This window comes from Streptomyces sp. NBC_00704 (assembly GCF_036226605.1).
Taxonomy (GTDB): domain Bacteria; phylum Actinomycetota; class Actinomycetes; order Streptomycetales; family Streptomycetaceae; genus Streptomyces.
In genome coordinates, this window is the sequence record NZ_CP109000.1 from 2,185,635 (window position 1) to 2,207,808 (window position 22,174).

General features: G+C 74.5%; 19 protein-coding genes. 10 read left to right on the forward strand and 9 right to left on the reverse strand.

Annotated elements, in window-relative coordinates:
* Positions 1–3: 3 nt before the first annotated feature.
* The 5 genes from OG802_RS09670 to OG802_RS09690 all read right to left on the reverse strand — a co-directional run bounded on the left by OG802_RS09670 (position 4) and on the right by OG802_RS09690 (position 5,462).
* The gene (locus OG802_RS09670; protein ID WP_329409097.1) at positions 4–2,235 is read right to left on the reverse strand and encodes a serine/threonine-protein kinase; all 2,232 of its coding nucleotides are present in this window, start codon (positions 2,233–2,235) and stop codon (positions 4–6) included.
* Between the two features lie 102 nt (positions 2,236–2,337).
* On the reverse strand, positions 2,338–3,012 hold the full coding sequence (locus OG802_RS09675; RefSeq protein WP_329409099.1) for a response regulator transcription factor: 675 nt from the start codon (positions 3,010–3,012) through the stop codon (positions 2,338–2,340).
* Positions 3,009–4,247, reverse strand: coding sequence for a sensor histidine kinase (locus OG802_RS09680; RefSeq protein WP_329409101.1), 1,239 nt, complete (start codon positions 4,245–4,247; stop codon positions 3,009–3,011). The genes OG802_RS09675 and OG802_RS09680 overlap by 4 nt, the downstream gene beginning before the upstream one ends.
* 104 nt (positions 4,248–4,351) lie before the next feature.
* On the reverse strand, positions 4,352–4,630 hold the full coding sequence (pspAA, locus tag OG802_RS09685; RefSeq protein ID WP_329409102.1) for a PspA-associated protein PspAA: 279 nt from the start codon (positions 4,628–4,630) through the stop codon (positions 4,352–4,354).
* Between the two features lie 34 nt (positions 4,631–4,664).
* On the reverse strand, positions 4,665–5,462 hold the full coding sequence (locus OG802_RS09690) for a PspA/IM30 family protein (RefSeq protein WP_329409104.1): 798 nt from the start codon (positions 5,460–5,462) through the stop codon (positions 4,665–4,667).
* Positions 5,463–5,762: 300 nt separating this feature from the next.
* Between OG802_RS09690 and OG802_RS09695 the strand changes: the two genes are divergently transcribed.
* Positions 5,763–6,356 (forward strand): DUF3043 domain-containing protein, encoded by a 594-nt coding sequence (locus OG802_RS09695; RefSeq protein ID WP_329409106.1) that lies wholly within the window; start codon positions 5,763–5,765, stop codon positions 6,354–6,356.
* Positions 6,357–6,439: 83 nt separating this feature from the next.
* On the forward strand, positions 6,440–7,141 hold the full coding sequence (locus OG802_RS09700; RefSeq protein WP_329409109.1) for a methyltransferase domain-containing protein: 702 nt from the start codon (positions 6,440–6,442) through the stop codon (positions 7,139–7,141).
* Between the two features lie 203 nt (positions 7,142–7,344).
* Here the strand turns inward: OG802_RS09700 and OG802_RS09705 are convergent, their stop codons facing one another.
* Complete coding sequence (locus tag OG802_RS09705; protein WP_329409110.1) at positions 7,345–7,557, reverse strand: hypothetical protein; 213 nt, start codon at positions 7,555–7,557, stop codon at positions 7,345–7,347.
* A 114-nt stretch (positions 7,558–7,671) separates the two neighbouring features.
* On the opposite strand from OG802_RS09705, the gene OG802_RS09710 reads away from it, so the two are divergent.
* Positions 7,672–8,880 carry a bifunctional adenosylcobinamide kinase/adenosylcobinamide-phosphate guanylyltransferase gene (locus OG802_RS09710; protein WP_329409112.1) on the forward strand — a complete coding sequence of 403 codons (1,209 nt, stop codon included), beginning with the start codon at positions 7,672–7,674 and terminating at the stop codon, positions 8,878–8,880.
* A 433-nt stretch (positions 8,881–9,313) separates the two neighbouring features.
* On the opposite strand, the gene OG802_RS09715 is transcribed toward OG802_RS09710, so the two are convergent.
* Positions 9,314–10,213: a class I SAM-dependent methyltransferase gene (locus OG802_RS09715; protein WP_329409114.1), complete on the reverse strand. Its 900-nt coding sequence runs from the start codon at positions 10,211–10,213 to the stop codon at positions 9,314–9,316.
* A 164-nt stretch (positions 10,214–10,377) separates the two neighbouring features.
* Here OG802_RS09715 and cobT point away from each other — a divergent pair, with 164 nt between their 5' ends.
* The 3 genes from cobT (at position 10,378) to OG802_RS09730 (ending at position 14,250) form a co-directional block, all read left to right on the forward strand.
* Entirely contained in the window at positions 10,378–11,547 is a 1,170-nt protein-coding gene (gene cobT, locus OG802_RS09720; RefSeq protein ID WP_329409116.1) for a nicotinate-nucleotide--dimethylbenzimidazole phosphoribosyltransferase, read from the forward strand.
* A gap of 73 nt (positions 11,548–11,620) precedes the next feature.
* The gene (locus OG802_RS09725) at positions 11,621–13,513 is read left to right on the forward strand and encodes a phosphatidylglycerol lysyltransferase domain-containing protein (RefSeq protein WP_329409118.1); all 1,893 of its coding nucleotides are present in this window, start codon (positions 11,621–11,623) and stop codon (positions 13,511–13,513) included.
* Entirely contained in the window at positions 13,510–14,250 is a 741-nt protein-coding gene (locus tag OG802_RS09730; RefSeq protein ID WP_329409120.1) for a hypothetical protein, read from the forward strand. Before OG802_RS09725 ends, OG802_RS09730 begins: the two co-directional genes overlap by 4 nt.
* Here OG802_RS09730 and OG802_RS09735 read toward each other — a convergent pair.
* Positions 14,154–14,918 carry a hypothetical protein gene (locus OG802_RS09735; protein WP_329409122.1) on the reverse strand — a complete coding sequence of 255 codons (765 nt, stop codon included), beginning with the start codon at positions 14,916–14,918 and terminating at the stop codon, positions 14,154–14,156. The genes OG802_RS09730 and OG802_RS09735 overlap by 97 nt on opposite strands.
* Positions 14,919–14,985: 67 nt before the next feature.
* Between OG802_RS09735 and OG802_RS09740 the strand changes: the two genes are divergently transcribed.
* A complete protein-coding gene (locus OG802_RS09740) occupies positions 14,986–15,843 on the forward strand; it encodes an adenosylcobinamide-GDP ribazoletransferase (RefSeq protein WP_329409124.1) in 858 nt (285 codons plus the stop codon).
* A gap of 16 nt (positions 15,844–15,859) precedes the next feature.
* Here OG802_RS09740 and OG802_RS09745 read toward each other — a convergent pair whose 3' ends face one another.
* Positions 15,860–16,672: an endo alpha-1,4 polygalactosaminidase gene (locus OG802_RS09745; protein ID WP_329409126.1), complete on the reverse strand. Its 813-nt coding sequence runs from the start codon at positions 16,670–16,672 to the stop codon at positions 15,860–15,862.
* 403 nt (positions 16,673–17,075) lie between these two features.
* Here OG802_RS09745 and OG802_RS09750 point away from each other — a divergent pair, with 403 nt between their 5' ends.
* The 3 genes from OG802_RS09750 (at position 17,076) to sucB (ending at position 22,147) form a co-directional block, all read left to right on the forward strand.
* Entirely contained in the window at positions 17,076–18,617 is a 1,542-nt protein-coding gene (locus tag OG802_RS09750) for a leucyl aminopeptidase (RefSeq protein ID WP_329409128.1), read from the forward strand.
* Between the two features lie 302 nt (positions 18,618–18,919).
* Positions 18,920–20,308 (forward strand): dihydrolipoyl dehydrogenase, encoded by a 1,389-nt coding sequence (gene lpdA / locus OG802_RS09755; protein ID WP_329409130.1) that lies wholly within the window; start codon positions 18,920–18,922, stop codon positions 20,306–20,308.
* A 66-nt stretch (positions 20,309–20,374) separates the two neighbouring features.
* On the forward strand, positions 20,375–22,147 hold the full coding sequence (gene sucB, locus OG802_RS09760) for a 2-oxoglutarate dehydrogenase, E2 component, dihydrolipoamide succinyltransferase (RefSeq protein WP_329409132.1): 1,773 nt from the start codon (positions 20,375–20,377) through the stop codon (positions 22,145–22,147).
* The last annotated feature ends 27 nt before the right edge of the window (positions 22,148–22,174 follow it).

The following is a 22,174-nucleotide window of genomic DNA, read 5'->3' on the forward strand; positions in this document are numbered from 1 at the left end:
GGTTCACTCCCCCGGAGACATCCGGTCGGGGTGGGCCGGGTCCACGCCGAAGACGGTGCCGTCGGGGGTGAGCACGATCAGGGAGCCCTCGTCGGGGAACACCCGTGCCGGGGAGAAGCCGAACGCGTCGACCTGCTCGGCCCTCGCCGAGGACTCCCACAGCAGCGCGCCCGTCCGGACGTCGGCGGCGGCGACCCGCCCCGAGGCGCTGGCCGCGAACACCACGCGACCCCGCCCGTCGGCGACGGGCGTGCCGGGCTGCTGAAGCGTCGTGGAGGTCCGCCACAGCCGCCCGCCCGTCCGCACGGAGTGGGCGACCATCCGGCCCGTCGAGTCGGCGACGCACAGCACCCCGCCCACCAGCGCGGCCCGGCCGCGGGGATTGCCCGGCAGCGGCTTCCTGCGCACGGCGCCGGTGCCGGGGTCGATCAGCAGGACCTCGCCGTACGCACTCCCCCCGAAGCCCGTACGGACCCGCGGGGAGACCACCCCGAAGACGAGTTCGCCGTCGACCGCGCCGAGCGCGGTGACGTCCCCGTCCGGCACCGCCAGCTTCCGGAAGACGCCGTCCGCCGGGTCGACGGCGTAGAACACGTTGCGCGTGGTCGCTCCCGCGTCGGCGCAGCCCGCGTACGGCGGCAGGCCCGCGAAGCTGTGGAAGCGGCAGCTGTACCCGTCGCCCGCGGGCAGGGTCGCCCGCCACCGGACGGCGCCCCCGGACAGTTCGCGCGCCGTCACACGGTCGCCGTCCGGGGCCAGCAGCAGATCGCCGACGACGGCGCCCTCGACGCTGCCCGGGCGCATCCGGTGCGCCCAGAGCCGCGCACCGGTGGCGGCGTCCAGCGCCACCGCGGTGACGATCGTGTCGTCGCGCGTGCTGTTCAGCACCGACTCGCTGACCACGACGACGCCCTGGTGCACTCCCAGGACGAGGCTGTCGTAGTCCGCCGCCTTGCGCGACGCCGCGGAGCCCGCGCGCCAGGCGAGGCGGCCCGTCGCCCCGTCGATCCGGACCGGCAGGGTGCCGTTGCCGCCGCAGTACAGTGCGCCGCCGGCGCCCACGCAGGACGCGGAGACGCCGCCGCTCTGGACGCCGGAGCCCAGCGGCTTCGCCGTCCCGCTCGCGGCCGTCCCGAACAGCGAGGTCCGCCAGGGCCGCCAGCCCTTCGGCAGCGGGTCCCAGCGCGGGGCGTCGTCGGTGGTGCCGGCCGACGCCTGCGACTTCCCGCCCCCCGAGAACGGGTCGGACACGAGGTAGCCGGTGAGCGCCAGGACGAGGACGCCCGCCACGCCGGCCAGGACCGGGCGGCGGCGCAGGCGGACGCGGCGGCCGGGGCGGCGCGCGGCGACGGCCGGGCCGGGCTCCTCGCGCGGCGCGGGCGCGGGCGGCAGGCGCAGGGTCACCGTGTGCGCGTCGTCGTCCGCGGGCTCGGGCAGCGCCCGTGCGAAGTCCTCGGCCAGTTCCCCGAGGCCGGGCCGGGAGTCGGCGTCCTTGGCCAGGCAGCGGGTCAGGACCGCGCGCAGCGGCTCGGCCACCGCCCGCACGTTCGGTTCCTCCTGGAGCACCCGCCACGCCGTCAGGTACGGGCTGTCCGCGTCGAAGGGGCCGCGCCCGGTCGTGGCGAACACCAGCAGCGCGGCGAGGGAGAACACGTCCGAGGCGGGTCCGACCGAGCGGGCGTCGGTGAACTGCTCCGGAGACATGAACGGCGGGGTGCCGATCATCTTTCCGGTCTCGGTGAGGGTCTGGTTCTCCGCGGCGCGGGAGATCCCGAAGTCGATGACGCGCGGCCCGTCGTGTGCCATGAGGACGTTCCCGGGCTTGAGGTCGCGGTGGACCACTCCGGCCCGGTGGATCTCGCGCAGGGCCTCCACCAGGCCGAGGGCGAGCCGGCGCAGTTCCCCGCCCCGCATCGGGCCGTGCTCGCGGATGCGGGCGGCGAGCGTGCGGCCGGGCACGTACTGGGTGGCCATCCAGGGCCGGACGGCCTCCGGGTCGGCGTCGACGACGGGGGCGGTGAAGGCGCCGCTGACCTTGCGGACGGCCTCGATCTCCTGGCGGAAGCGGGCGCGGAAGACGGGATCCTCGGCGTACTGGGCGTGCACGACCTTGACGGCGACCTCGCGCCCCGAGCGGGACCGGCCGCGGTAGACGACGCCCATGCCTCCGGCCCCGAGCCGGCCGACGATCCGGTATCCGCCGAGCGTCTTCGGGTCGTCCTTGTGCAGCGACACCGCTCCGATCCTCTCCCCCGCAGAGCAGTTCAGGCACCCAGCATAGGGAAGCCCGCCGCCGCCGGGCGAGGCGCCGCCGGGTGAGGCACCGCCGCCGGCGCCTCACTCCGCGCGCGGGCGCACCAGCCCCGACTCGTAGGCGATGACCACGAGTTGCGCCCGGTCGCGGGCGCCCAGCTTGGCCATGGCCCGGTTGACGTGCGTCTTCACGGTGAGGGGGCTGACCTCCAGGCGCTCGGCGATCTCGTCGTTGGAGTGGCCGCCCGCGACCTGCACCAGGACCTCGCGCTCGCGCACGGTCAGCGCGTCCAGCCGGGCGGAGCGGACGGGGTCGTCGTCCGCCCCGCCCTGGGCGAGGAAGCGGGCGATGAGGCCCTTGGTGGCGGTGGGCGACAGCAGGGCCTCGCCGCCGGCGGCGATCCTGATCGCGCTGAGCAGTTCCTCCGGCTCGCTGCCCTTGCCGAGGAAGCCCGAGGCGCCGGCTCGCAGCGACTGCACGACGTAGTCGTCGACCTCGAAGGTCGTCAGGATGACCACCCGCACCTGGGCGAGGGAGGGATCGGCGCTGATCAGGCGGGTCGCGGCGAGGCCGTCGGTGCCGGGCATGCGGATGTCCATCAGGACGACGTCGGCGCGCTCGCTCCTCGCCAGCGCGACCGCCTGAGCGCCGTCGGACGCCTCGCCGACCACCTCCATGTCGGGCTCGGAGTCGACGAGCACGCGGAACGCGCTGCGCAGCAGCGCCTGGTCGTCGGCGAGCAGGACGCGGATGGTCATACGAGATCCTCTGCGGTGCCGGGCGCCGCGGAGCGGGCGCGGGTCTTGACCGGCAGGATCGCGTGGACGCGGAAGCCGCCTCCGTAGCGCGGGCCGGTGGTGAGGGTGCCGCGCAGCGCGGTGACGCGTTCGCGCATGCCGAGCAGACCGTGGCCGCCGCCGCCCGGCGTGCTCTCCGCGTCGGCCGCCCGCCCGTCGTCCAGGACCGTGACCTCGATGTTCGGCCCCACGCGCACCACGCTGACCTCGGCCTTCGCCTCGGGCCCCGCGTGTTTTTGGACGTTGGTGAGGGCTTCCTGGACGACCCGGTAGGCGGCCAGTCCGACGGCCGCGGGGAGTTCGGCGCCCTCGTCGGTGCGGGCCACCTCGACCCGGAGGCCGGCGCTGCGGAAGGTGCCGACCAGCTCGTCGAGGCGGTCCAGGCCGGGGGCGGGCTCGGTGGGGGCCTCGGGGTCGCCGGACTGGCGCAGCAGGCCGACGGTGGCGCGCAGTTCGTTGAGCGCGGAGCGGCTGGCCTCGCGGACGTGCGCGAGGGCCTCCTTGGCCTGGTCGGGCCGCTTGTCCATGACGTGCGCGGCCACTCCGGCCTGCACGTTGACCAGGGCGATGTGGTGGGCGACGACGTCGTGCAGGTCGCGGGCGATGCGCAGGCGCTCCTCGGCGACCCTGCGGCGGGCCTCCTCCTCGCGGGTGCGTTCCGCGCGCTCGGCGCGGTCCCGGATGGCCTGGACGACGGCGCGGCGGCTGCGGACCGCGTCGCCGGCGGTGGCGCCGATGCCGGTCCAGGCGAGGATGCCGAGGTTTTCCTGGGCGTACCAGGGCAGCGGTCCGGCGATCATGGCGGCGCCGGTGAGCACCGTCATGGTGACCAGGCCGGCGCGCACGGTGGTGGGCCGGTCGGTGGCCGCCGCGACGGTGAACAGGGCGACGACGGCGGACATGGCGACGGGGGCACGGGGGTCGCCGGTGACGGACTCGGTCACGGAGGCGGCGCCGGTGAGCACCAGCACCGTCATCGGGGCGCTGCGGCGGAAGACGAGGGCGACGGCGCTGAGGGTGATCAGCAGCAGGCTGAGCGGGTCGGGGCTGCGGACGCTCCAGCTGACGCCCTGCTCCCCGTGCGGATCGACGAAGGAACCCGCGAGCATGCACACCAGCACGCCCGCCGCGAGGAAGGCGTCCAGTGCCAGCGGGTGGGCCTTCAGCTGGTGCTGGGCCCGGGCGAGGGGGGTCACCGAGGTGTCACTGTTCAGTTGCCGTCGCTTTCCTTGCCGTGGCCGGGGACGGCGGCGCCCCCGAGCCCACGCGGCTCCTCAGCGGAAGGCCCCGGACCGTCCGCTCACCCGGGGATCAGGCCGTCGTCGCTCAGCATCTCCCGGACTTCCTCCAGGCTCGCGTCGGGGGACGGGAGGATGAGTTCGGACGGTTCCAGGGCGTCGTCCGCCAGGGGCTCGCCGAGCCGGCGCACGGCGTCCAGGAGGGCGCCGAGGGTGCGGTGGAAGCCCGCCTCGTCGCCGCTCTCCATCTCCGCGAGCAGCTCGTCGTCCAGCTTGCTCAGTTCGACGAAGTGGGAGTCGGTCAGCTTCCACTGGCCCTCTCCCATGATCCGTACGATCACGTCGTCCTCCTCGGCTCCGGGCCCCGGCGCCGGGCTACTGCTTGTCGAAGCGCGGGGTGTCCTGCGGCTGCTGCCGGGACTGCGACGGGCTCGTGCCGCCCTCGATGGCCTGCTGTCCGGAGGACGGGCCTCCGGCGAGCTCGGCCTTCATGCGCTGCAGTTCCAGCTCCACATCCGTACCACCCGACAGCCGGTCCAGCTCGGCCTGGAGGTCGTCCTTGGCGATGCCGGTCGGGTCGTCGAGGGCGCCGGACGCCATCAGCTCGTCGAGCGCGCCGGCCCTTGCCTGGAGCTGGGCGGTCTTGTCCTCGGCGCGCTGGATGGCCAGGCCGACGTCGCCCATCTCCTCGGAGATGCCGGAGAAGGCCTCGCCGATGCGGGTCTGGGCCTGGGCGGCGGTGTAGGTGGCCTTGATGGTCTCCTTCTTCGTGCGGAAGGCGTCCACCTTGGCCTGGAGGCGCTGGGCCGCGAGGGTGAGCTTCTCCTCCTCGCCCTGGAGCGTGGAGTGCTGCGTCTCCAGGTCGGTGACCTGCTGCTGGAGCGCGGCCCGGCGGGAGAGCGCCTCGCGGGCGAGGTCCTCGCGGCCGAGGGCGAGCGCCTTGCGGCCCTGGTCCTCCAGTTTGGCGGACTGCGACTGCAACTGGTTCAACTGGAGCTCCAGGCGCTTGCGCGAGGTCGCGACGTCGGCGACGCCGCGACGGACCTTCTGGAGGAGCTCCAGCTGCTTCTGGTACGAGTAGTCGAGGGTTTCGCGCGGGTCCTCGGCCCGGTCAAGGGCCTTGTTCGCCTTCGCGCGGAAGATCATCCCCATACGCTTCATGACACCGCTCATGGGCTTCGCGCGCCCCCTTCTGACGGACTCCGGCTCTCAGGTCTGCGACAGAACCCACAGTACGGGCCCTGCGTCCATTGACGCACTGTTCGGGGACGGATGTGCTCCTCCCCAAGGACGACTGGCCGGACCCGTGATCCGGCGTGAGGAGTAGGTGACCCTCAGGGTGAGCGGTAGATCACCCTGTGCCCCCTCTTCCTCCCCGGCGCCCGGTCTGTCCCTTCTACAGACGACTGGTGTTGCCGGATCGTTCCCCTGCGGGCTGGGGTCCATGCCCGCGAGCCCTTACCCTTGGGTTTTGTGTTCCGTAGCCGTGCCAAGGAAGAGAAGGCCCCCGCCGACGCGGTGGTGACCGACTCCAAGCAGACCCGCGACCCCCAGGCGAAGAAGGGTCGGCCCACGCCCAAGCGCAGTGAGGCCCAGTCCCAGCGCCGCAGCGTCGCCAACACCTCGATGTCGCGCAAGGACGCGGCCAAGCGCCAGCGCGACGAGCGCCGCGCCCAGATGGACCGCCAGCGCCAGGCGCTGGCCGGCGGGGACGAGCGGTATCTGCCGGCCCGTGACAAGGGTCCGGTCCGCAAGTTCGCGCGCGACTTCATCGACTCCCGGTTCAACGTGGCGGAGTTCTTCCTGCCGATGGCCGTGGTGATCCTCGTGCTGAGCGTGGTGCGGGTGGGCTCGATGCAGACAGTCGCGCTGCTGCTGTGGCTGGTCGTGATCGTGCTGATCGTGCTGGACTCGGCCGTCACCGCCTTCCGGCTGCGCAAGCGGCTGACCGAGCGCTTCGAGGGGCAGAGCCGCCGCGGCGCGGTGGCGTACGCGCTCATGCGCTCGCTCCAGATGCGCCGGCTCCGGCTGCCGAAGCCGCAGGTCAAGCGTGGAGCGCGGCTCTGAGCACTGCGGCTTTCTCCGGGGGGGCGGCCAAGGCCTGGCTGAGCAGGCTGGGTGGGCTGCGTGACGTCGTACGTCAGGAGCTGGTGGCCCGGCAGCTCGACGAGCAGATAGCCGGGCGGTACCCGGTCGGCCGGCGGCTGCGGGTGCTCGACGTGGGCATGGGCCAGGGCACGCAGGCGCTGCGGCTGGCCCGGCTCGGCCACGAGGTGACCGGCCTCGAACAGGACGCGACGATGATCGCCGCGGCCCGGGAGGCGCTGTCCGGGGAGCCCGAGGGCATCCGGGAGCGGATGCGGATCATCGAGGGCGACGGCCGGGACACCGGCGTCCACTTCCTGCCGGGCAGCTTCGACGTGGTGCTGTGCCACGGCGTCCTCATGTACGTCGAGGAGCCGGACGCGCTGCTCGCGGGGCTCGCCCGGATGCTGGCCCCCGGCGGGCTGCTGTCGCTGCTGGTGCGCAACGCGGACGCGCTGGCGATGCGGCCGGGCCTGTCCGGGAACTGGGCGGGCGCGCTGGACGCGTTCGACACCGTCTCCTACCGCAACCGGCTCGGGCTGGACGTGCGGGCGGACCGGCTGGCGACGCTGACGGGCACGCTCGCCGGGATCGGGGCGCCGTTGCAGGCCTGGTACGGCGTCCGGATCTTCACGGACACGGCCGCGGACGCGGCGGAGATCCCCGACGACGTCGAGGTCCTGCTGGCCGCCGAGGAACGCGCCGGGCGCACGGACCCCTACCGGCAGGTGGCGGCGCTGCTGCACCTGTGCGGCGTGCGCGGCTGAACGTCCCGGAGGCCGGCGGGTGCGTCACACCCGCCTCGCCCGCCTGACGCATCGCCCGTCCGGGTGCGTTGCGCGCTCGTTCGGGTGAACGGGGACGAAGAAGTGAACAGGGCCGGGGCGAACGGCGGCGGGGCGAGCGGCGGGCCGCCCCGTGCACGGCCGGGGCCGGACCGGACCCGTGGGCCCGGTCCGGATGCGACGCCCTACGCCTCGTCGGCCTGAAGGCTCATCGGACCGTAGATCTCGGTGGAGTCCTCGAAGAGCCGGACCTGGTCGGCGCCGCCTTCGAGCAGGTCCTTCCAGACCTCCCCGATCCAGGACTCGGCGTCCCCCTGCGTGGTGAACTCCTCGGGCTGCACCGCGGGTTGGACCTCCGTCCCGTCGGACTTCTCGAACCGCCACGTCCATGCCGCCATGTACGCCTCCCAGCTGTGACCACGTGCAGAGCAGAAGCCGGATCGAGGTCCGGCTTCTGCTCCGCAGCCTAGCCGGATGCGCAAGACCGGGGAGGACGCGCGAAAATCAGCTCCGTGGAAGTCACTTTGCTCGGTACCGGCGCCCCGGCGGGCCTGCCCCGCCCCGGCTGCTCCTGCGCCGTGTGCGCGACCTCGCTCGGCGGGCACGCGCGGGCGGCGACCTCGTTGCTCGTGGACGGCGCCCTGTTGCTCGACCTGACGCCGGGTGCGGCGTTCGCGGCCGCGCGGGCCGGGCGTTCGCTGGGCGGGGTGGGCCAGGTCCTGCTGACGCACCCGCACGACGGTCCGCCCGTGGAGGTGCCGGCGGGGCTGCCGCAGCCCGCGCGCGCGTCGGACGGGCGGGACCTGGCCCTGCTGACGGGGTATCGGGTGCGGGCGGTGGCGATCGACGCGCCGGGCACCGGGTACGCGGTGACGGGCCCGGACGGGCAGCGGCTGCTGTACCTGCCGCCCGGCGGCGCGCCGGCCGGTCTGGAGGAGGGCTCGGAGCGAGCCGAGCGCTACGACATGGTCCTCACGGACGTGGTCGGGCGGCCCGACGGGCTGGCGAAGCTGCGGGCGGTCGGCGCGGTGGGCCCCACCACGGACGTGGTCGCCGTCCACCTGGACCACGACGTGGCGCCGGGCGCGGAACTGCGGCGGCGGCTCGCGGCGGCGGGCGCGCGTGCGGTGCCGGACGGCTCGACGCTGACGGTGGGGGTGTACGAGGACGTGCCCGACGTGCCCCGTCGGACGATGGTGCTGGGCGGCGCCCGGTCGGGGAAGTCGGTGGAGGCCGAGCGGCGGCTGGAGTCCTTCCCCGACGTGCTGTACGTGGCCACCGGGGGCGCCCGGGGCGGCGACACCGAGTGGGGCTCGCGGGTGGCCGCGCACCGCGAGCGGCGCCCGGGGTCGTGGCGGACGAAGGAGACCTGCGACGTGGCGCCGCTGCTGGCCGAGGAGGGGCCGCCGCTGCTCGTCGACTGCCTGTCGCTGTGGCTGACGGACGCCATGGACGCCGTCGGCGCGTGGGACGACGCGGTGTGGGCGGACGGCGGCGAGCGGGCGCTGCGGTCCCGCGTCGCGGAGTTGGCCGAGGCGGTCCGCTCGACGCGGCGCACGGTGGTCCTGGTGTCCAACGAGGTGGGTTCCGGGATCGTCCCGGCGACGGCGTCCGGCCGGCGCTACCGCGACGAGCTCGGCCGGCTGAACGCGGCGGTCGCGAACGAGTGCGAACAGGTCGTCCTGGTGGTCGCGGGCCAGGCGCTCGTCCTCCGCGGGTGACCCGGAGACCGGCCGGCTCCGGCGCGGGGCGCGTGCGGGGACTCGAGCCCGCTCGGGCGTGAGACGCGGGAAGGAAACCGCCCCACTCGGGCGCAGGGCGCAGGACGAACGGTCGCTCGGCCCCCTCGCGGGACACGAGCCGGGGAGCCGGTCGGCCCGCGCGCGGGGTGCGGGCCGCGAAGCCGGTCGGCCCACACGCGGGGCGGGCCGGGAGCCGGTCGGCCCACACGCGGGCGCTGGCCGGGAAGCAGCTCGTCCCACACACGCGCGGCGCAGGAAGGACGGTCGCTCGGCCCCCCACGCGGGACACGAGCCGCGAAGCCACTCGGCCCACACGCGGGGTGCGGGGCGGGGAGCCGGTCGGCCCACACGCGGGGCGGGTCGGGGAACCGGTCGGCCCGCGCGCGAGCCGAGCGGTCGGGAAAGGGGGCGTTCAGGGGCGGCGGGCGATGATGCGGCAGGTGTTGGAGAAGCGGGTGCGGCGCAGGGCCGGGGCCAGGAGGTGGTCGAGGGCCGCGGCCGCGGCCGTCAGGGATCCTGCCGCCCGCGGCAGGCGGGTGCGCCGGGCGTAGAGGGCGGTGGCGGCCGCCAGGTCCCGTGGGACGTGGGCGGCGCAGCGGTCGGTGACGACGATCTCGCAGCCGCGTCTTTCCAGTTCGGACCGGAGGTTGGCGGGCGGGATCAGCTGGAGGTGGCGGGGCTGGTCGTAGGAGTGCCACCACTTGCCCAGGACGCGCGCGAACGCGCTGGCGGGGTCGGGGACTTCGAGGAGCAGATGGCCCCCCGGCCGCAGGGCCGTCAGCGCCGCCGCCAGCTCCCGGCGCGGGTCGGGGACGTGTTCCAGGTGGTGGAGCATGCTGACCACGTCGTAGCGGCCCCGCAGGCGGGCCAGGATCCGCGGGGCCGTCAACTGGCCCACGTGGGCCTCGTCGAGCCGCCCCGCGGCCCTCGCCCGCTCGGCCCTCGGGGTCGGGTCGGTCCCGTCGAAGGCCGTGTAGGCGAACAGCTCCCTGGCCGCCGCGGGAAAGGGCGCGTCGCCCGTGCCGACGTCCAGCCAGCTCTCGGGCTCGCCGAAGCGCAGCATCGTGCGGGCCGTGGCCCGCAGGCGTGCGTGGTCGACGGGCCCGTTCTCCTCGGCGGCGTACAGCTCCAGTCCTTCGGGGGTCAGGCGCGGGTTCTGGAAGGCGTGCGCGCAGTCCTGGCACTCGTCGAGGACGAACGTGCCGGGTCGGCGCAGCCGCAGGTCCGGGGCGCGCAGCCGGGTGTGCAGGCGCTTGGAGCCGCACCAGGGGCAGTCGTCGCGGCGCGGCTCGTGAACGGGCCTGAGAGGCATGCGCGGCTCCGGGAGGAGGAGGGGAGAGGGAGGGGGCAGGGGCAAGCGGCTATATGCGGCGAAACGGAACGTATGGGATACCGGTGCGGGGTGCAACGACGTCGCGCCGGTGTGGTGGCGGCGTGACGCCGAACAGTTCGATCGGTGCCGGTACTGTTCGGCGAATGAGCTCGCTTAATCTCGACGACTTCACCGATCTGATCGAGCGCCCCGACGGCGGGACGCGCCGTGACGCGGAGGCGCGCAGGGAGCGTCAGATCGTGCCGCCCGGATCGCTGGGGCGGCTGGACGATCTGGGCGAGTGGCTGACGGCGGCACAGGGCTCGTCGCCGGTGCGGCCCATCGAGCGGCCGCGGGTGGTGCTGTTCGCCGGCGACCACGGCGTCGCCGGGCTCGACGTCTCGGCCCGGCCCGCGGGCAGCGCCGCGGAGTTGGTGCGGCAGGTCCTCGACGGCGGCCGTCCGGTGTCCGTGCTGGCCCGCCGGCTCGGCGTGCCGGTCCGGGTCGTCGACATGGCGCTGGACTGCGACCCGGAGGCGTTCCCCGCGGACGTCGTACGGCACCGGGTGCGGCGCGGCAGCGGGCGTATCGACGTCGAGGACGCGCTGACGATCGAGGAGGCCGAGGCGGCGTTCCTGGCGGGCGTGGCCGTCGCGGACGAGGAGGCGGACTCCGGCACCGATCTGGTCGTGCTCGGCGACGTGAGCGTGGGCGGGACGACGGCCGCGGGCGTGCTGGTCGCCGCGCTGTGCGGGACCGACGCGTCGGTGGTGACCGGGCGCGGCGGCGAGGCGATCGACGACCTGGCGTGGATGCGCAAGTGCGCCGCCGTCCGGGACGCGCTGCGGCGGGCGCGGCCGGTGCTGGGCGAGCAGTTGCAGCTGCTGGCGACGGTGGGCGGCGCCGACCTGGCGGCCATGACGGGCTTTCTGCTCCAGTGCGCGGTACGGAAGTTGCCGGTGGTGCTGGACGGGGTCGTGACGGCCGCGTGCGCGCTGGTGGGGCAGCGGATCGCCTTCCGGGCGCCCGACTGGTGGCTGGCCGGTCACCGCAGCGGTGAACCGGGGCAGGCCAAGGCCCTCGACCGGATGGCCCTGGAACCGCTGCTGGACCAGCGCGTGAAGGTCGGCGAGGGCGCCGGCGCGCTGCTCGCGCTGCCGCTGGTGCAGGCGGCGGCCGCGCTGGCCGCGGAGCTGCCGGAGAGGCCCGAAAAGCCCGAGGCCGCCGAGGCTGTCGAGGCCGCTGGGACGTCCGGGGCTGTCGAAGCCACCGAGGCGGCCGGGGCGGCCGACGGGAGGGTCGGCGGGCTCGCGGCGGAGTCCCCGGCGGAGTAGCACCACGGTCCATAAGGGACAGGCGGCGGCAAAAGAGCGGTTTCCCGGAAGTGCACCCATATGATCACCGATCATGGGCAACACCCGGGGCTCCGCCGCCTTCGCCGTCTGGTACCTGCGGGCCGTCGCGTTCGTCAACTTCCTCAGTGCGGTGTGGGTCTCCCTGGGGCAGGACGTGCGGCGGCACAACCAGGAGAACCTCTTCACGCCGTACCTGCTCACGGCGGGATTCGCGTCCGGGGCCTTCACCGCGTTCCTGGCCGTCACCATGGGGCGGCGCAAACGGGCCGCGTGGATCCTGAACCTCTGTCTGAGCGGGGCGTTCCTGGGCCTGTTCGCGTGGGCGATGGCCTTCCCGGAGATCCGGGAGCGGCCCCAGAACTGGGTGTCGCTCGCGCTGACCGCCGTCTTCGTCGCCGCGCTGGTCGCCGGGCGGCGCGAGTTCTACGCGAAGGGCGACCGGGCCAACCCCGGGCTGGCCGCGGCCGTCGGGGCCGGCGGGCTGCTGGCGGCGTCGCTGACGGCCGCGCTGCTGGTGACGGTCACCGACCGGTCGTCCGCGCCGTCCACGTTCCTCGAACGCTGGCGCTACGGCGCGCTGCGGCTGGTCTCCGTCTCCGCCGACGACCACCGCGCCGCCGGGATCCTCACTCCGACCTGGGTCGACGTCGCCGTCAACGTCCTGAGCACGGCGCTCGTCCTGGCCGTCCTGTACGCGGCGTTCCGTTCCCGGCGGGCCGTGGACCCGCTCACCGAGGACGACGAGAAGCGGCTGCGGGAACTGCTCGACCGGCACGGCGAGCGGGACTCGCTGGGGTACTTCGCGCTGCGGCGGGAGAAGAGCGTGCGCTGGTCGCCGACCGGGAAGGCGGCCGTCGCCTACCGCGTGCTGGGCGGGGTGTCGCTGGCCTCCGGCGACCCGCTGGGCGATCCGGAGGCCTGGCCCGGCGCGATCGAGCCGTGGCTCGCCGAGGCGCGGGCGCACGGCTGGATCCCGGCGGTGATGGGCGCGGGCGAGGAGGCCGGGACGGTCTACGCCCGGCACGGGCTGGACGCGCTGGAGCTGGGCGACGAGGCCGTCGTCGACGTCGCCGAGTTCACCCTGGAGGGGCGGGCCATGCGGACCGTCCGGCAGGCCTGCAACCGGGTGCGGCGGGCCGGCTACACGGTGCGCGTCCGCCGCCACGAGGACATCCCGGCCGAGGAGATGGCGGCCCTCGTACGCCGTGCCGACGACTGGCGGGACGGCGCCACCGAGCGCGGGTTCAGCATGGCGCTCGGCCGCCTCGGGGACCCGCGGGACGGGCGCTGCGTGATGCTGGAGTGCGCCGACGCCGGGGGCGAGCTGCGGGCGCTGCTCTCGTTCGTGCCGTGGGGGCCGCACGGCCTGTCCCTGGACCTGATGCGCAGGGACCGCGACTGCGACAACGGACTGATCGAGTTCATGGTCATCGAACTGCTGCGGCGGGCCCGCCTGTCGTCGCGGGACGGCCGGGTGACGGGCGAGGTCCGGGAGACCGCGGGGGCCCGCGCGGCCGGGCACGGCGGGGAGGACGGACACGGCGGGGAGGACGGACACGGCGGGGCGGGCGGACACCGTGGGGAGCACGGACAGGGAGCGGCGGGCGGGGCGGGGCCGGAGGGCGGGGGGATCCCGGTCACGCAGGTCTCGTTGAACTTCGCCGTGTTCCGCTCCGTGTTCGAGCGGGGTTCGCGGCTCGGCGCCGGGCCGGTGCTCAGGCTGTGGCGGTCGCTGCTCGGCTTCTTCTCCCGCTGGTGGCAGATCGAGTCGCTGTACCGCGCCAACGCGAAGTACCGGCCCGTCTGGGAGCCGAGGTTCCTGCTCTTCGAGAAGAGCGCGGACCTGCCCCGGATCGCCGTCGCGGCGGCGCGGGCGGAGGGGTTCCTGGAGGCGCCGGGGCTGCCGAAGTGGCTGCACCGCAGGCGCCTGGGGACCCGCCGGTGAGGCGGGCCGTCCGCTGGGCCCGGGCCGAGTGGGGGCCGTTGTACGCGGCCGTGCGCGGACCGCGGGCGGCCCCGTGGTGGCGGGCGGCGCCGCTGACGCTGGGGGCGGTGTGCCTGACGTCGGCGACCCAGGTGGTGCAGAACCAGCCCTGGGGCTATCAGCCGGTGCAGGACCTCGGGGCGGTGCGGGCCGTCGACCCCCTGTGGCTCGCCCTGCTGCGGACCCCGCTGTCGCTGTTCGTCCCGGCGCTGGACCTGCCGGTGTGGGGCGCGCTGGCGCAGGTCCTGCTGGTGTTCGGGATCGCCGAGCTGTGCCTGGGCTGGTGGCGCACCCTCGTCATCGCCTACGCCGCCACCCTCGCCGGGACGCTGTACGCGCGCGTGGGCATCGCGCTCGGTCCGCACGGCCCGCTCGGGCTGCCCGTCTCGGACGCCCTCGTGGTGGACACCGGGCCCTCCGCGGCCGTGGTGGGGCTCGCGGTGTTCCTGGGCTGGCGCTACCGCGCGTACGCGACGGCGGCCGCGGTGATCGTCGCGATGGCCGTCGAGGTGGCCCTGAAGGGCAACCTCGCGGGCAAGGAGCATCTGGCGGCGATCGCGGCCGTCCTGGCGCTGTGCGGAGCCGCTCAGGCCCGCCGCCGTCAGCGCCGCTCCGCGGAACCGGTCAGCTCCGCGTCCGTCTTGCCGCCCAGCCAGTCCCCCACCAGCCGGCGCGGGCGGGCCCAGCGCCGGTCGTGACGGTAGGCCCGCAGCGTCGACCGCGCCCGCGCGCGGGGGCGGCGCCGGTAGAACCTGCGGGCCCAGGGCGAGCCCGGGCGGGCCAGCCGGACGAGGCCGATCAGGCCGACGAAGGGCACGAACACGCTGAAGACGGCCGTCATGACCTTGCCCTTGGTCAGCACGGCCAGCGAGAAGAGGATGTTGACGGCGACGGTCGCGAGGACGCTGCCGCGGTCCTGCAACTCCTCCTGGCTCATGTCGTTGACGCCGAACGGCGCGAAGCCCACCAGCAGCAGTCCGCCGAGCGCCGCCGTGAGGACCACGGCCTCCACGCTCTTGCGGCCCGCCTCCGTCCAGTACACGTCGTCCAGGTGCAGGATCAGCGCGAACTCGTCGAGGACCAGCCCGGTCCCGATGCCGAAGACCACCGCGCAGGCGCCCGAGCCGAAGCCGTGCCGCCCGCTGGCCACCGCGCCGAAGCCGCCCGCGACGGTCAGGACGACGCCCGGCACCACATGGTGGATGTGCACGCCGCCGGAGCTGATGTTGCCGAAGGGGCCCTTGCCGGCCCGGATCAGCCGGGTGACGACCCGGGTGATCAGGAAGGTGAGCACGAACGCGGCCAGCGCGAGCAGCAGCGGGAGCTTGCCCGGTTCGACGACGTTGCGGTGCAGCCATGGGCCCATGCCGTCAGTCTCACGGGCGGCAGGACGGGCTGCCTCGCGGGCGGGGCGTCCGGGCTACGCTGCGGCCGTGTCCACGACCTCGCCCCTCGACGGCCTCCGCTTCGCCTTCGGCACCCTGACCGCGCTGCCGGTCAGGGTGTCCCGCTGGGACCGGGCGGCCGCCCGCGGGGGCATGCTGGCCGCCCCGGCGGTCGGCCTGGTGGTCGGCGGCTGCGCGGCCGGCCTCGGGCTGCTGCTGCTGCGGCTGGGCGCGAGCCCGCCGCTGGCCGCCGTCGCCTCCGCCGCCGTGCCCGCCGTCCTCACGCGCGGGCTGCATCTGGACGGGCTGGCCGACACCGCGGACGGCCTGGGCAGCGGGAAGCCCGCCGAGGACGCGCTGCGGATCATGAAGCAGTCGGACATCGGCCCCTTCGGCGTGCTCACGCTCGTCCTGGTGCTGCTGGCGCAGGCGGCCGCGCTGGCCCAGCTCTACGGCGCCTCGTGGGCGCTGGGCGCGCTGGCCGCCGTGGTCTCGGCCGTCGCCGCCCGCCTCGCGCTGACCCTGGCCGCCCGCGACGGGGTGCCGCCCGCGCGTCCGGAGGGGCTCGGCGCGGCGGTCGCGGGGGTGGTCCCGGTGCGCGGCGCCCTCCTCGCGGCCGGCGCCGTCGCGCCGGCGGCGGCGGGCGCGGGAGCGTGGTGGGGGCCGTACGGGGGCGGCGGCGACGCCGTCGTCATGATCGGTCCGGCGGAGGCGGCGGGCGGCGCGCCCTTCGAGCCGTACGACGCCGTGGGGCCGGTTGTGGCGGTCCTGGCCGCACTCGTCGCGGCCGAGTTGCTCCTGCGGCACTGCACGCGCCGGTTCGGCGGGGTCACCGGGGACGTCTTCGGCGCTCTGGCGGAGACCGCGGCGACGACCGCCCTGATCGTGCTCTGCCTGGGACGCTGAAGACCCTGACCGTGCGTCAGCAGGCCTCGCGCCAGACGCCCAGTGCGTACTTCTTCCGCAGCGAACTCAGCTTCAGGCGGCTGGAGTCGGCGCAGAAGGCGCTCGTGGGCAGTTCGTACTCGACGTGGAAGACGGCCTTGCCCGCCTCGACGAACGGCGTCAGGTCCGCGCACTCGTCGTACTGGGCGCACTGTTCGTTCACCGCGAAGTCGAAGTCGCCGACGAGGGCGGGGATCTGGCCGAGGTCGTTCTTCAGGCCGACGGCCATGCCGCGCTGATGGGCGAGGCGGGCGACGAGGCGGTTGTAGCGCAGTTGGTCGTCGGCTCCGAGGGGGAAGCCGGTGGTGTTGCGGTAGCCGTCCATGTTGTCCGGCTCGACGGCGTCGAACCCCTTGTCGCGGCACATGTCGAGGCGGGCCGCGAGCAGCGGTTCGAGGACGTCCGTCCGGCGGATGTCGAGCCAGCGCTCACCCTTCCAGCCGTTGCCCTCGCCGATCACCGAGGCGGGGAACTTCTTCGCGTCGGGCCGCCAGTCCTCCCAGGCCCCGGTGGAGAGGTAGCAGACGACCCGGCGGCCGTCGTCGTGCAGGCCGGCCACGGTGGCCGCGTCGTGGTCGAAGCCGTCGATGTCGTAGACCGGCACGTCGACGGAGGTGTCCAGCGGGCCGCTGAGCTGCCACTGCCAGTCGAGGCCGGGGGCCGGCCGCCACCACGCGCCGCCCCCGCCGGCCGTGGCGGACGGGCCGGGGCGCGGACCGTCGTCCGGGGCGGCGGAGCAGCCCGCGAGCAGCAGGGCGAGCAGGGGCAGCAGGACGGTCGGGCGTCTCACCGGACGGGCTCCAGGGTCGGCGGCAACGTACCCGGACCATGATCGTCCATGTCCGCGCCGGGCCGTACGGCGGCCGTCGTGGCGGCGGCACGGCCCCGCTGCCGTGCCCGCACGGCGACGGCGGCCGCCCGAAATGACGGCATGACGACGGTTCACCCCGCTTCACCTGGACCCCGGGGCGGGAAATGGCCACGACGCCCCGGCGGGTGGCCACTCGCGTGCATGAGCGAACGCACCCGCACGCGTACGCTCGTTCCGGGTTCGCCCCGCCGGTCCGCCGCGCCGGTGAGACGCACCCCGGAGCGACCGCGCCCGCGGCCCGGATCTAGGGTCGGCCCTGGGCCCGGTCGACCCACACCCTCCGGCCACAGCAACAACACATCGGAAGCGAGATTTCACCACCGTGACTGCTCTCACTCTCAGCACCGCCGCGGCGCCCGGCCTGCGGGCCGACGCGATCGTGATCGGTGTCGCCAAGGGCGCGGCCTCCCCGTCCGGGAACCTGACCGTCGCCCCGGGCGCCGAAGCCGTCGACACGGCGTTCGACGGCCGGCTCGCCGGCGTTCTGGAGACCCTCGGGGCCTCCGGCTCCGAGGGCGAGGTGACCAAGCTGCCCGCCCCGGCCGGCTTCAAGGCGCCTCTCGTGCTCGCGGTGGGGCTCGGCTCCGAGCCCGAGAAGGACGCCGCCTACGACGCCGAGGTCCTGCGCCGGGCCGCCGGCGCCGCAGCCCGCACCCTCACCGGCGCCAAGAAGGCCGCCTTCGCCCTGCCGGTGACCGACGCCGCCGACCTCGGCGCGATCGGCGAGGGCGTGGTGCTCGGCGCGTACTCCTTCGACGCCTACAAGCAGACGGCGGCCGCCGACGCCAAGGCCAAGAACGACAAGGCGCCCCTCGCCGAGGCCGTCCTCCTCGGCGGCAAGCCGCGCGACGCCGCCCACAAGGCCGCGCTCGCCCGCGCCGCCGCCGTGGGCGAGGAGCTCAACCGCGCCCGCGACCTGATCAACATGCCGCCGAACGACCTCGACCCCCAGGCGTTCGCCGCTCTCGCCCAGACGGCGGCCAAGGAGCACGGCATCAAGATCCAGATCCTCGACGAGAAGGCTCTCGTCAAGGGCGGCTACGGCGGCATCCTCGGCGTCGGCGCCGGCTCCGCCTCGGCCCCGCGCCTGGTGAAGCTGTCGTACACCTCCTCCAAGGCGAAGAAGCACCTCGCCTTCGTCGGCAAGGGCATCACCTACGACTCGGGCGGTATCTCGCTGAAGCCCGCCGGGCACAACGAGACGATGAAGTGCGACATGAGCGGCGCGGCGGCGGTCTTCGCCGCGGTCGTCGCCGCCGCGCGGCTCGGCCTGGAGGTGAACGTCACCGGATGGCTGGCGCTCGCCGAGAACATGCCGTCCGGCTCCGCCACCCGCCCCGGCGACGTGCTGCGCATGTACAGCGGCAAGACCGTCGAGGTCCTCAACACCGACGCCGAGGGCCGGCTGGTCCTCGCGGACGCGCTGTGGGCGGCCTCCGCGGAGAAGCCGGACGCGATCGTCGACGTCGCCACCCTGACCGGCGCGATGATGCTGGCGCTCGGCAGCCGCACCTTCGGGATCATGGCCAACGACGACGCGTTCCGCACGGCGGTGCACGAGGCCGCCGAGGAGGTCGGCGAGCCGGCGTGGCCGATGCCGCTGCCCGAGCACCTGCGCAAGGGCATGGACTCCACGGTCGCCGACATCGCGAACATGGGCGAGCGGATGGGCGGCGGGCTGGTGGCCGGCCTCTTCCTGCGCGAGTTCGTGGGCGAGGGCATCACCTGGGCGCACCTGGACATCGCCGGGCCCGCGTTCAACGAGGGCGCCCCGTTCGGGTACACGCCGAAGGGCGGCACGGGCACCGCGGTGCGGACGTTGGTGCGGCTGGCCGAGCTGACCGCCGCCGGCGACCTGGGCTAGTTCCTCCGGGGAGGGGAGCTGTGCGGCTGATCACTCGACCGCGTCCGTCGTACCGGCGGGCGCGGGCCGTACGTGGCCGGTCGCGCGGTTCCCCGCGCCCCTGAGCACCCTCCTCACCTCTGTCGCAAGGGGGCGTGGGGTGCTCACACCCCGGCCCCGTGTCTCGTCGTGCTCCGACAAGTGCGAGGATGGGGCTCGGCAGGACAGGGCCCCCACCACAGGGCCGAGACTTCAGCGGCCGGACACCAGCCGCCGACCGGTCACTGGAGACCGGCGTGGCGCACATGCATGGAGGACGTGACGTGGCGAACGACGCCAGCACCGTTTTCGACCTAGTGATCCTCGGCGGTGGCAGCGGTGGGTACGCCGCGGCCCTGCGCGGGGCGCAGCTGGGACTGGACGTCGCCCTGATCGAGAAGGACAAGGTCGGCGGCACCTGCCTGCACCGGGGCTGCATCCCCACCAAGGCCCTGCTGCACGCGGGCGAGATCGCCGACCAGGCCCGCGAGAGCGAGCAGTTCGGCGTCAAGGCCACCTTCGAGGGCATCGACGTCCCCGCCGTCCACAAGTACAAGGACGGCGTCGTCTCCGGCCTGTACAAGGGCCTCCAGGGACTCATCGCCTCCCGCAAGGTGACCTACATCGAGGGTGAGGGCCGCCTGTCCTCCCCGACCTCCGTCGACGTGAACGGGCAGCGCGTCCAGGGCCGCCACGTGCTCCTGGCGACCGGCTCCGTGCCGAAGTCGCTGCCGGGCCTGGAGATCGACGGCGACCGGATCATCTCCTCGGACCACGCCCTCGTCCTGGACCGCGTGCCGAAGTCCGCGATCATCCTGGGCGGCGGCGTCATCGGCGTCGAGTTCGCCTCGGCGTGGAAGTCGTTCGGCGCCGACGTGACGGTCGTCGAGGGCCTCAAGCACCTCGTCCCGGTCGAGGACGAGAACTCCTCCAAGCTCCTCGAGCGCGCGTTCCGCAAGCGCGGCATCAAGTTCAACCTGGGCACCTTCTTCTCCAAGGCCGAGTACACCGCCGACGGCGTCAAGGTCACGCTGGCCGACGGCAAGGTGTTCGAGGCCGAGGTCCTGCTGGTCGCGGTGGGCCGCGGGCCCGTCTCCGCCGGTCTGGGCTACGAGGAGCAGGGCGTCGCGATGGACCGCGGCTACGTCCTGGTCGACGAGTACATGCGCACCAACGTCCCGACGATCTCCGCCGTCGGCGACCTGGTGCCGACGCTCCAGCTCGCGCACGTCGGCTTCGCCGAGGGCATGCTGGTGGCGGAGCGCCTGGCCGGCCTGAAGACCGTTCCGATCGACTACGACGGCGTCCCCCGGGTGACGTACTGCCACCCCGAGGTCGCCTCCGTGGGCATCACCGAGGCCAAGGCCAAGGAGATCTACGGCGCGGACAAGGTCGTCGCTCTGAAGTACAACCTGGCGGGCAACGGCAAGAGCAAGATCCTCAACACCTCGGGCGAGATCAAGCTCGTCCAGGTGAAGGACGGCGCGGTGGTCGGCGTCCACATGGTCGGCGACCGCATGGGCGAGCAGGTCGGCGAAGCCCAGCTGATCTACAACTGGGAGGCGCTGCCGGCCGAGGTCGCGCAGCTCGTCCACGCCCACCCGACGCAGAACGAGGCGCTCGGCGAGGCCCACCTGGCCCTGGCGGGCAAGCCGCTGCACTCGCACGACTGACCCTCGGTCGAGACACGTCGAAGCGACGACCCAGACTTCCGCAACTCGTAAGGAGCAACCGAAACCATGGCGGTTTCCGTAACCCTTCCGGCGCTCGGCGAGAGCGTCACCGAGGGCACCGTCACCCGCTGGCTGAAGGCCGAGGGTGAGCGCGTCGAGGCCGACGAGCCCCTGCTCGAGGTGTCGACCGACAAGGTCGACACCGAGATCCCCTCCCCCGCCTCCGGCGTCCTGGCCTCCATCAAGGTCGCCGAGGACGAGACCGTCGAGGTCGGCGCCGAGCTGGCCGTGATCGACGACGGCACCGGCGCCCCGGCCGCCGCCCCGGCTCCGGCCGCCGAGGAGGTCGCTCCGCCGGCCCCCGAGCCGGCCCCGGCCGCCCAGCCCTCCACCGAGCAGGAGGCCCCGGCCCCGGCTCCCACCCCCGAGGCCGCCGCCGGCGGCGGCTCCGCCGAGGGCACGGACGTCGTCCTGCCCGCGCTCGGCGAGTCCGTCACCGAGGGCACCGTCACCCGCTGGCTGAAGTCGGTCGGCGACTCGGTCGAGGCCGACGAGCCGCTGCTCGAGGTCTCCACCGACAAGGTCGACACCGAGATCCCGGCGCCCGCCTCCGGTGTACTGCTGGAGATCACCGTCGCCGAGGACGAGACCGCCGAGGTCGGCGCCAAGCTGGCCGTCATCGGCGCCCCGGGCGCGGCTCCGGCCGCCGCCCCGGCCCCCGCCGCCGAGGCTCCCGCCCCGGCCGCTCCGGCTCCGACTCCGGCCGCTCCGGCACCCACCCCGGCTCCGGCCGCTCCGGCGCCTACCCCGGCCCCGGCTCCGGCCGCGCAGGCTCCCGCGCCCGCCGCTCCGGCTCCGGTCACCCCGGCTCCCGCCGCCGCCCCGGCTCCGGCCGCACAGGCGAGCGACGAGGGCGCGTACGTGACCCCGCTGGTGCGCAAGCTCGCCGCGGAGAACGGCGTCGACCTGGGCTCCGTCAAGGGCACCGGCGTCGGCGGCCGCATCCGCAAGCAGGACGTGCTCGCCGCCGCGGAGGCCGCCAAGGCCGCCGCCTCCGCCCCGGCCCCGGCCGCGGCGCCGGCCGCCGCGAAGAAGGCCCCCGCGCTGGAGGCCTCCCCGCTGCGCGGCCAGACCGTGAAGATGCCCCGCATCCGCAAGGTCATCGGCGACAACATGGTCAAGGCGCTGCACGAGCAGGCGCAGCTGTCCTCGGTCGTCGAGGTCGACATCACCCGCCTGATGAAGCTCCGCGCGCAGGCGAAGGACTCCTTCGCCGCCCGTGAGGGCGTCAAGCTGTCCCCGATGCCGTTCTTCGTGAAGGCGGCGGCCCAGGCGCTGAAGGCCCACCCGGCCGTCAACGCCCGGATCAACGTGGACGAGGGCACGATCACCTACTTCGACACCGAGAGCATCGGTATCGCGGTGGACTCGGAGAAGGGCCTGATGACCCCGGTCATCAAGCACGCGGGCGACCTGAACATCGCCGGCATCGCGAAGGCCACGGCCGACCTGGCCGGCAAGGTCCGCGCGAACAAGATCACCCCGGACGAGCTGTCCGGCGCGACCTTTACCATCAGCAACACCGGCTCGCGCGGCGCGCTGTTCGACACGATCATCGTGCCGCCGAACCAGGTCGCGATCCTCGGCATCGGCGCGACGGTCAAGCGTCCCGCCGTCATCGAGACGGAGGAGGGCACGGTCATCGGCGTCCGCGACATGACGTACCTGACCCTGTCCTACGACCACCGTCTGGTGGACGGCGCCGACGCGGCCCGCTACCTGACCGCGGTCAAGGCGATCCTGGAGGCCGGCGAGTTCGAGGTCGAGCTCGGCCTCTGACCCGTCGGTCCAGCAGCACAGAGCGCC

Bases quoted from the DNA above. Each gene is read 5' to 3' on its own strand.
- cobT (WP_329409116.1), top strand. From the start codon at position 10,378: ATGAGCTCGCTTAATCTCGACGACTTCACCGATCTGATCGAGCGCCCC.
- OG802_RS09735 (WP_329409122.1), bottom strand. From the start codon at position 14,918: ATGGGCCCATGGCTGCACCGCAACGTCGTCGAACCGGGCAAGCTCCCG.
- OG802_RS09690 (WP_329409104.1), bottom strand. From the start codon at position 5,462: ATGAGCGGTGTCATGAAGCGTATGGGGATGATCTTCCGCGCGAAGGCG.
- OG802_RS09725 (WP_329409118.1), top strand. From the start codon at position 11,621: ATGGGCAACACCCGGGGCTCCGCCGCCTTCGCCGTCTGGTACCTGCGG.
- OG802_RS09705 (WP_329409110.1), bottom strand. From the start codon at position 7,557: ATGGCGGCATGGACGTGGCGGTTCGAGAAGTCCGACGGGACGGAGGTC.
- sucB (WP_329409132.1), top strand. From the start codon at position 20,375: ATGGCGGTTTCCGTAACCCTTCCGGCGCTCGGCGAGAGCGTCACCGAG.
- OG802_RS09675 (WP_329409099.1), bottom strand. From the start codon at position 3,012: ATGACCATCCGCGTCCTGCTCGCCGACGACCAGGCGCTGCTGCGCAGC.
- OG802_RS09715 (WP_329409114.1), bottom strand. From the start codon at position 10,213: ATGCCTCTCAGGCCCGTTCACGAGCCGCGCCGCGACGACTGCCCCTGG.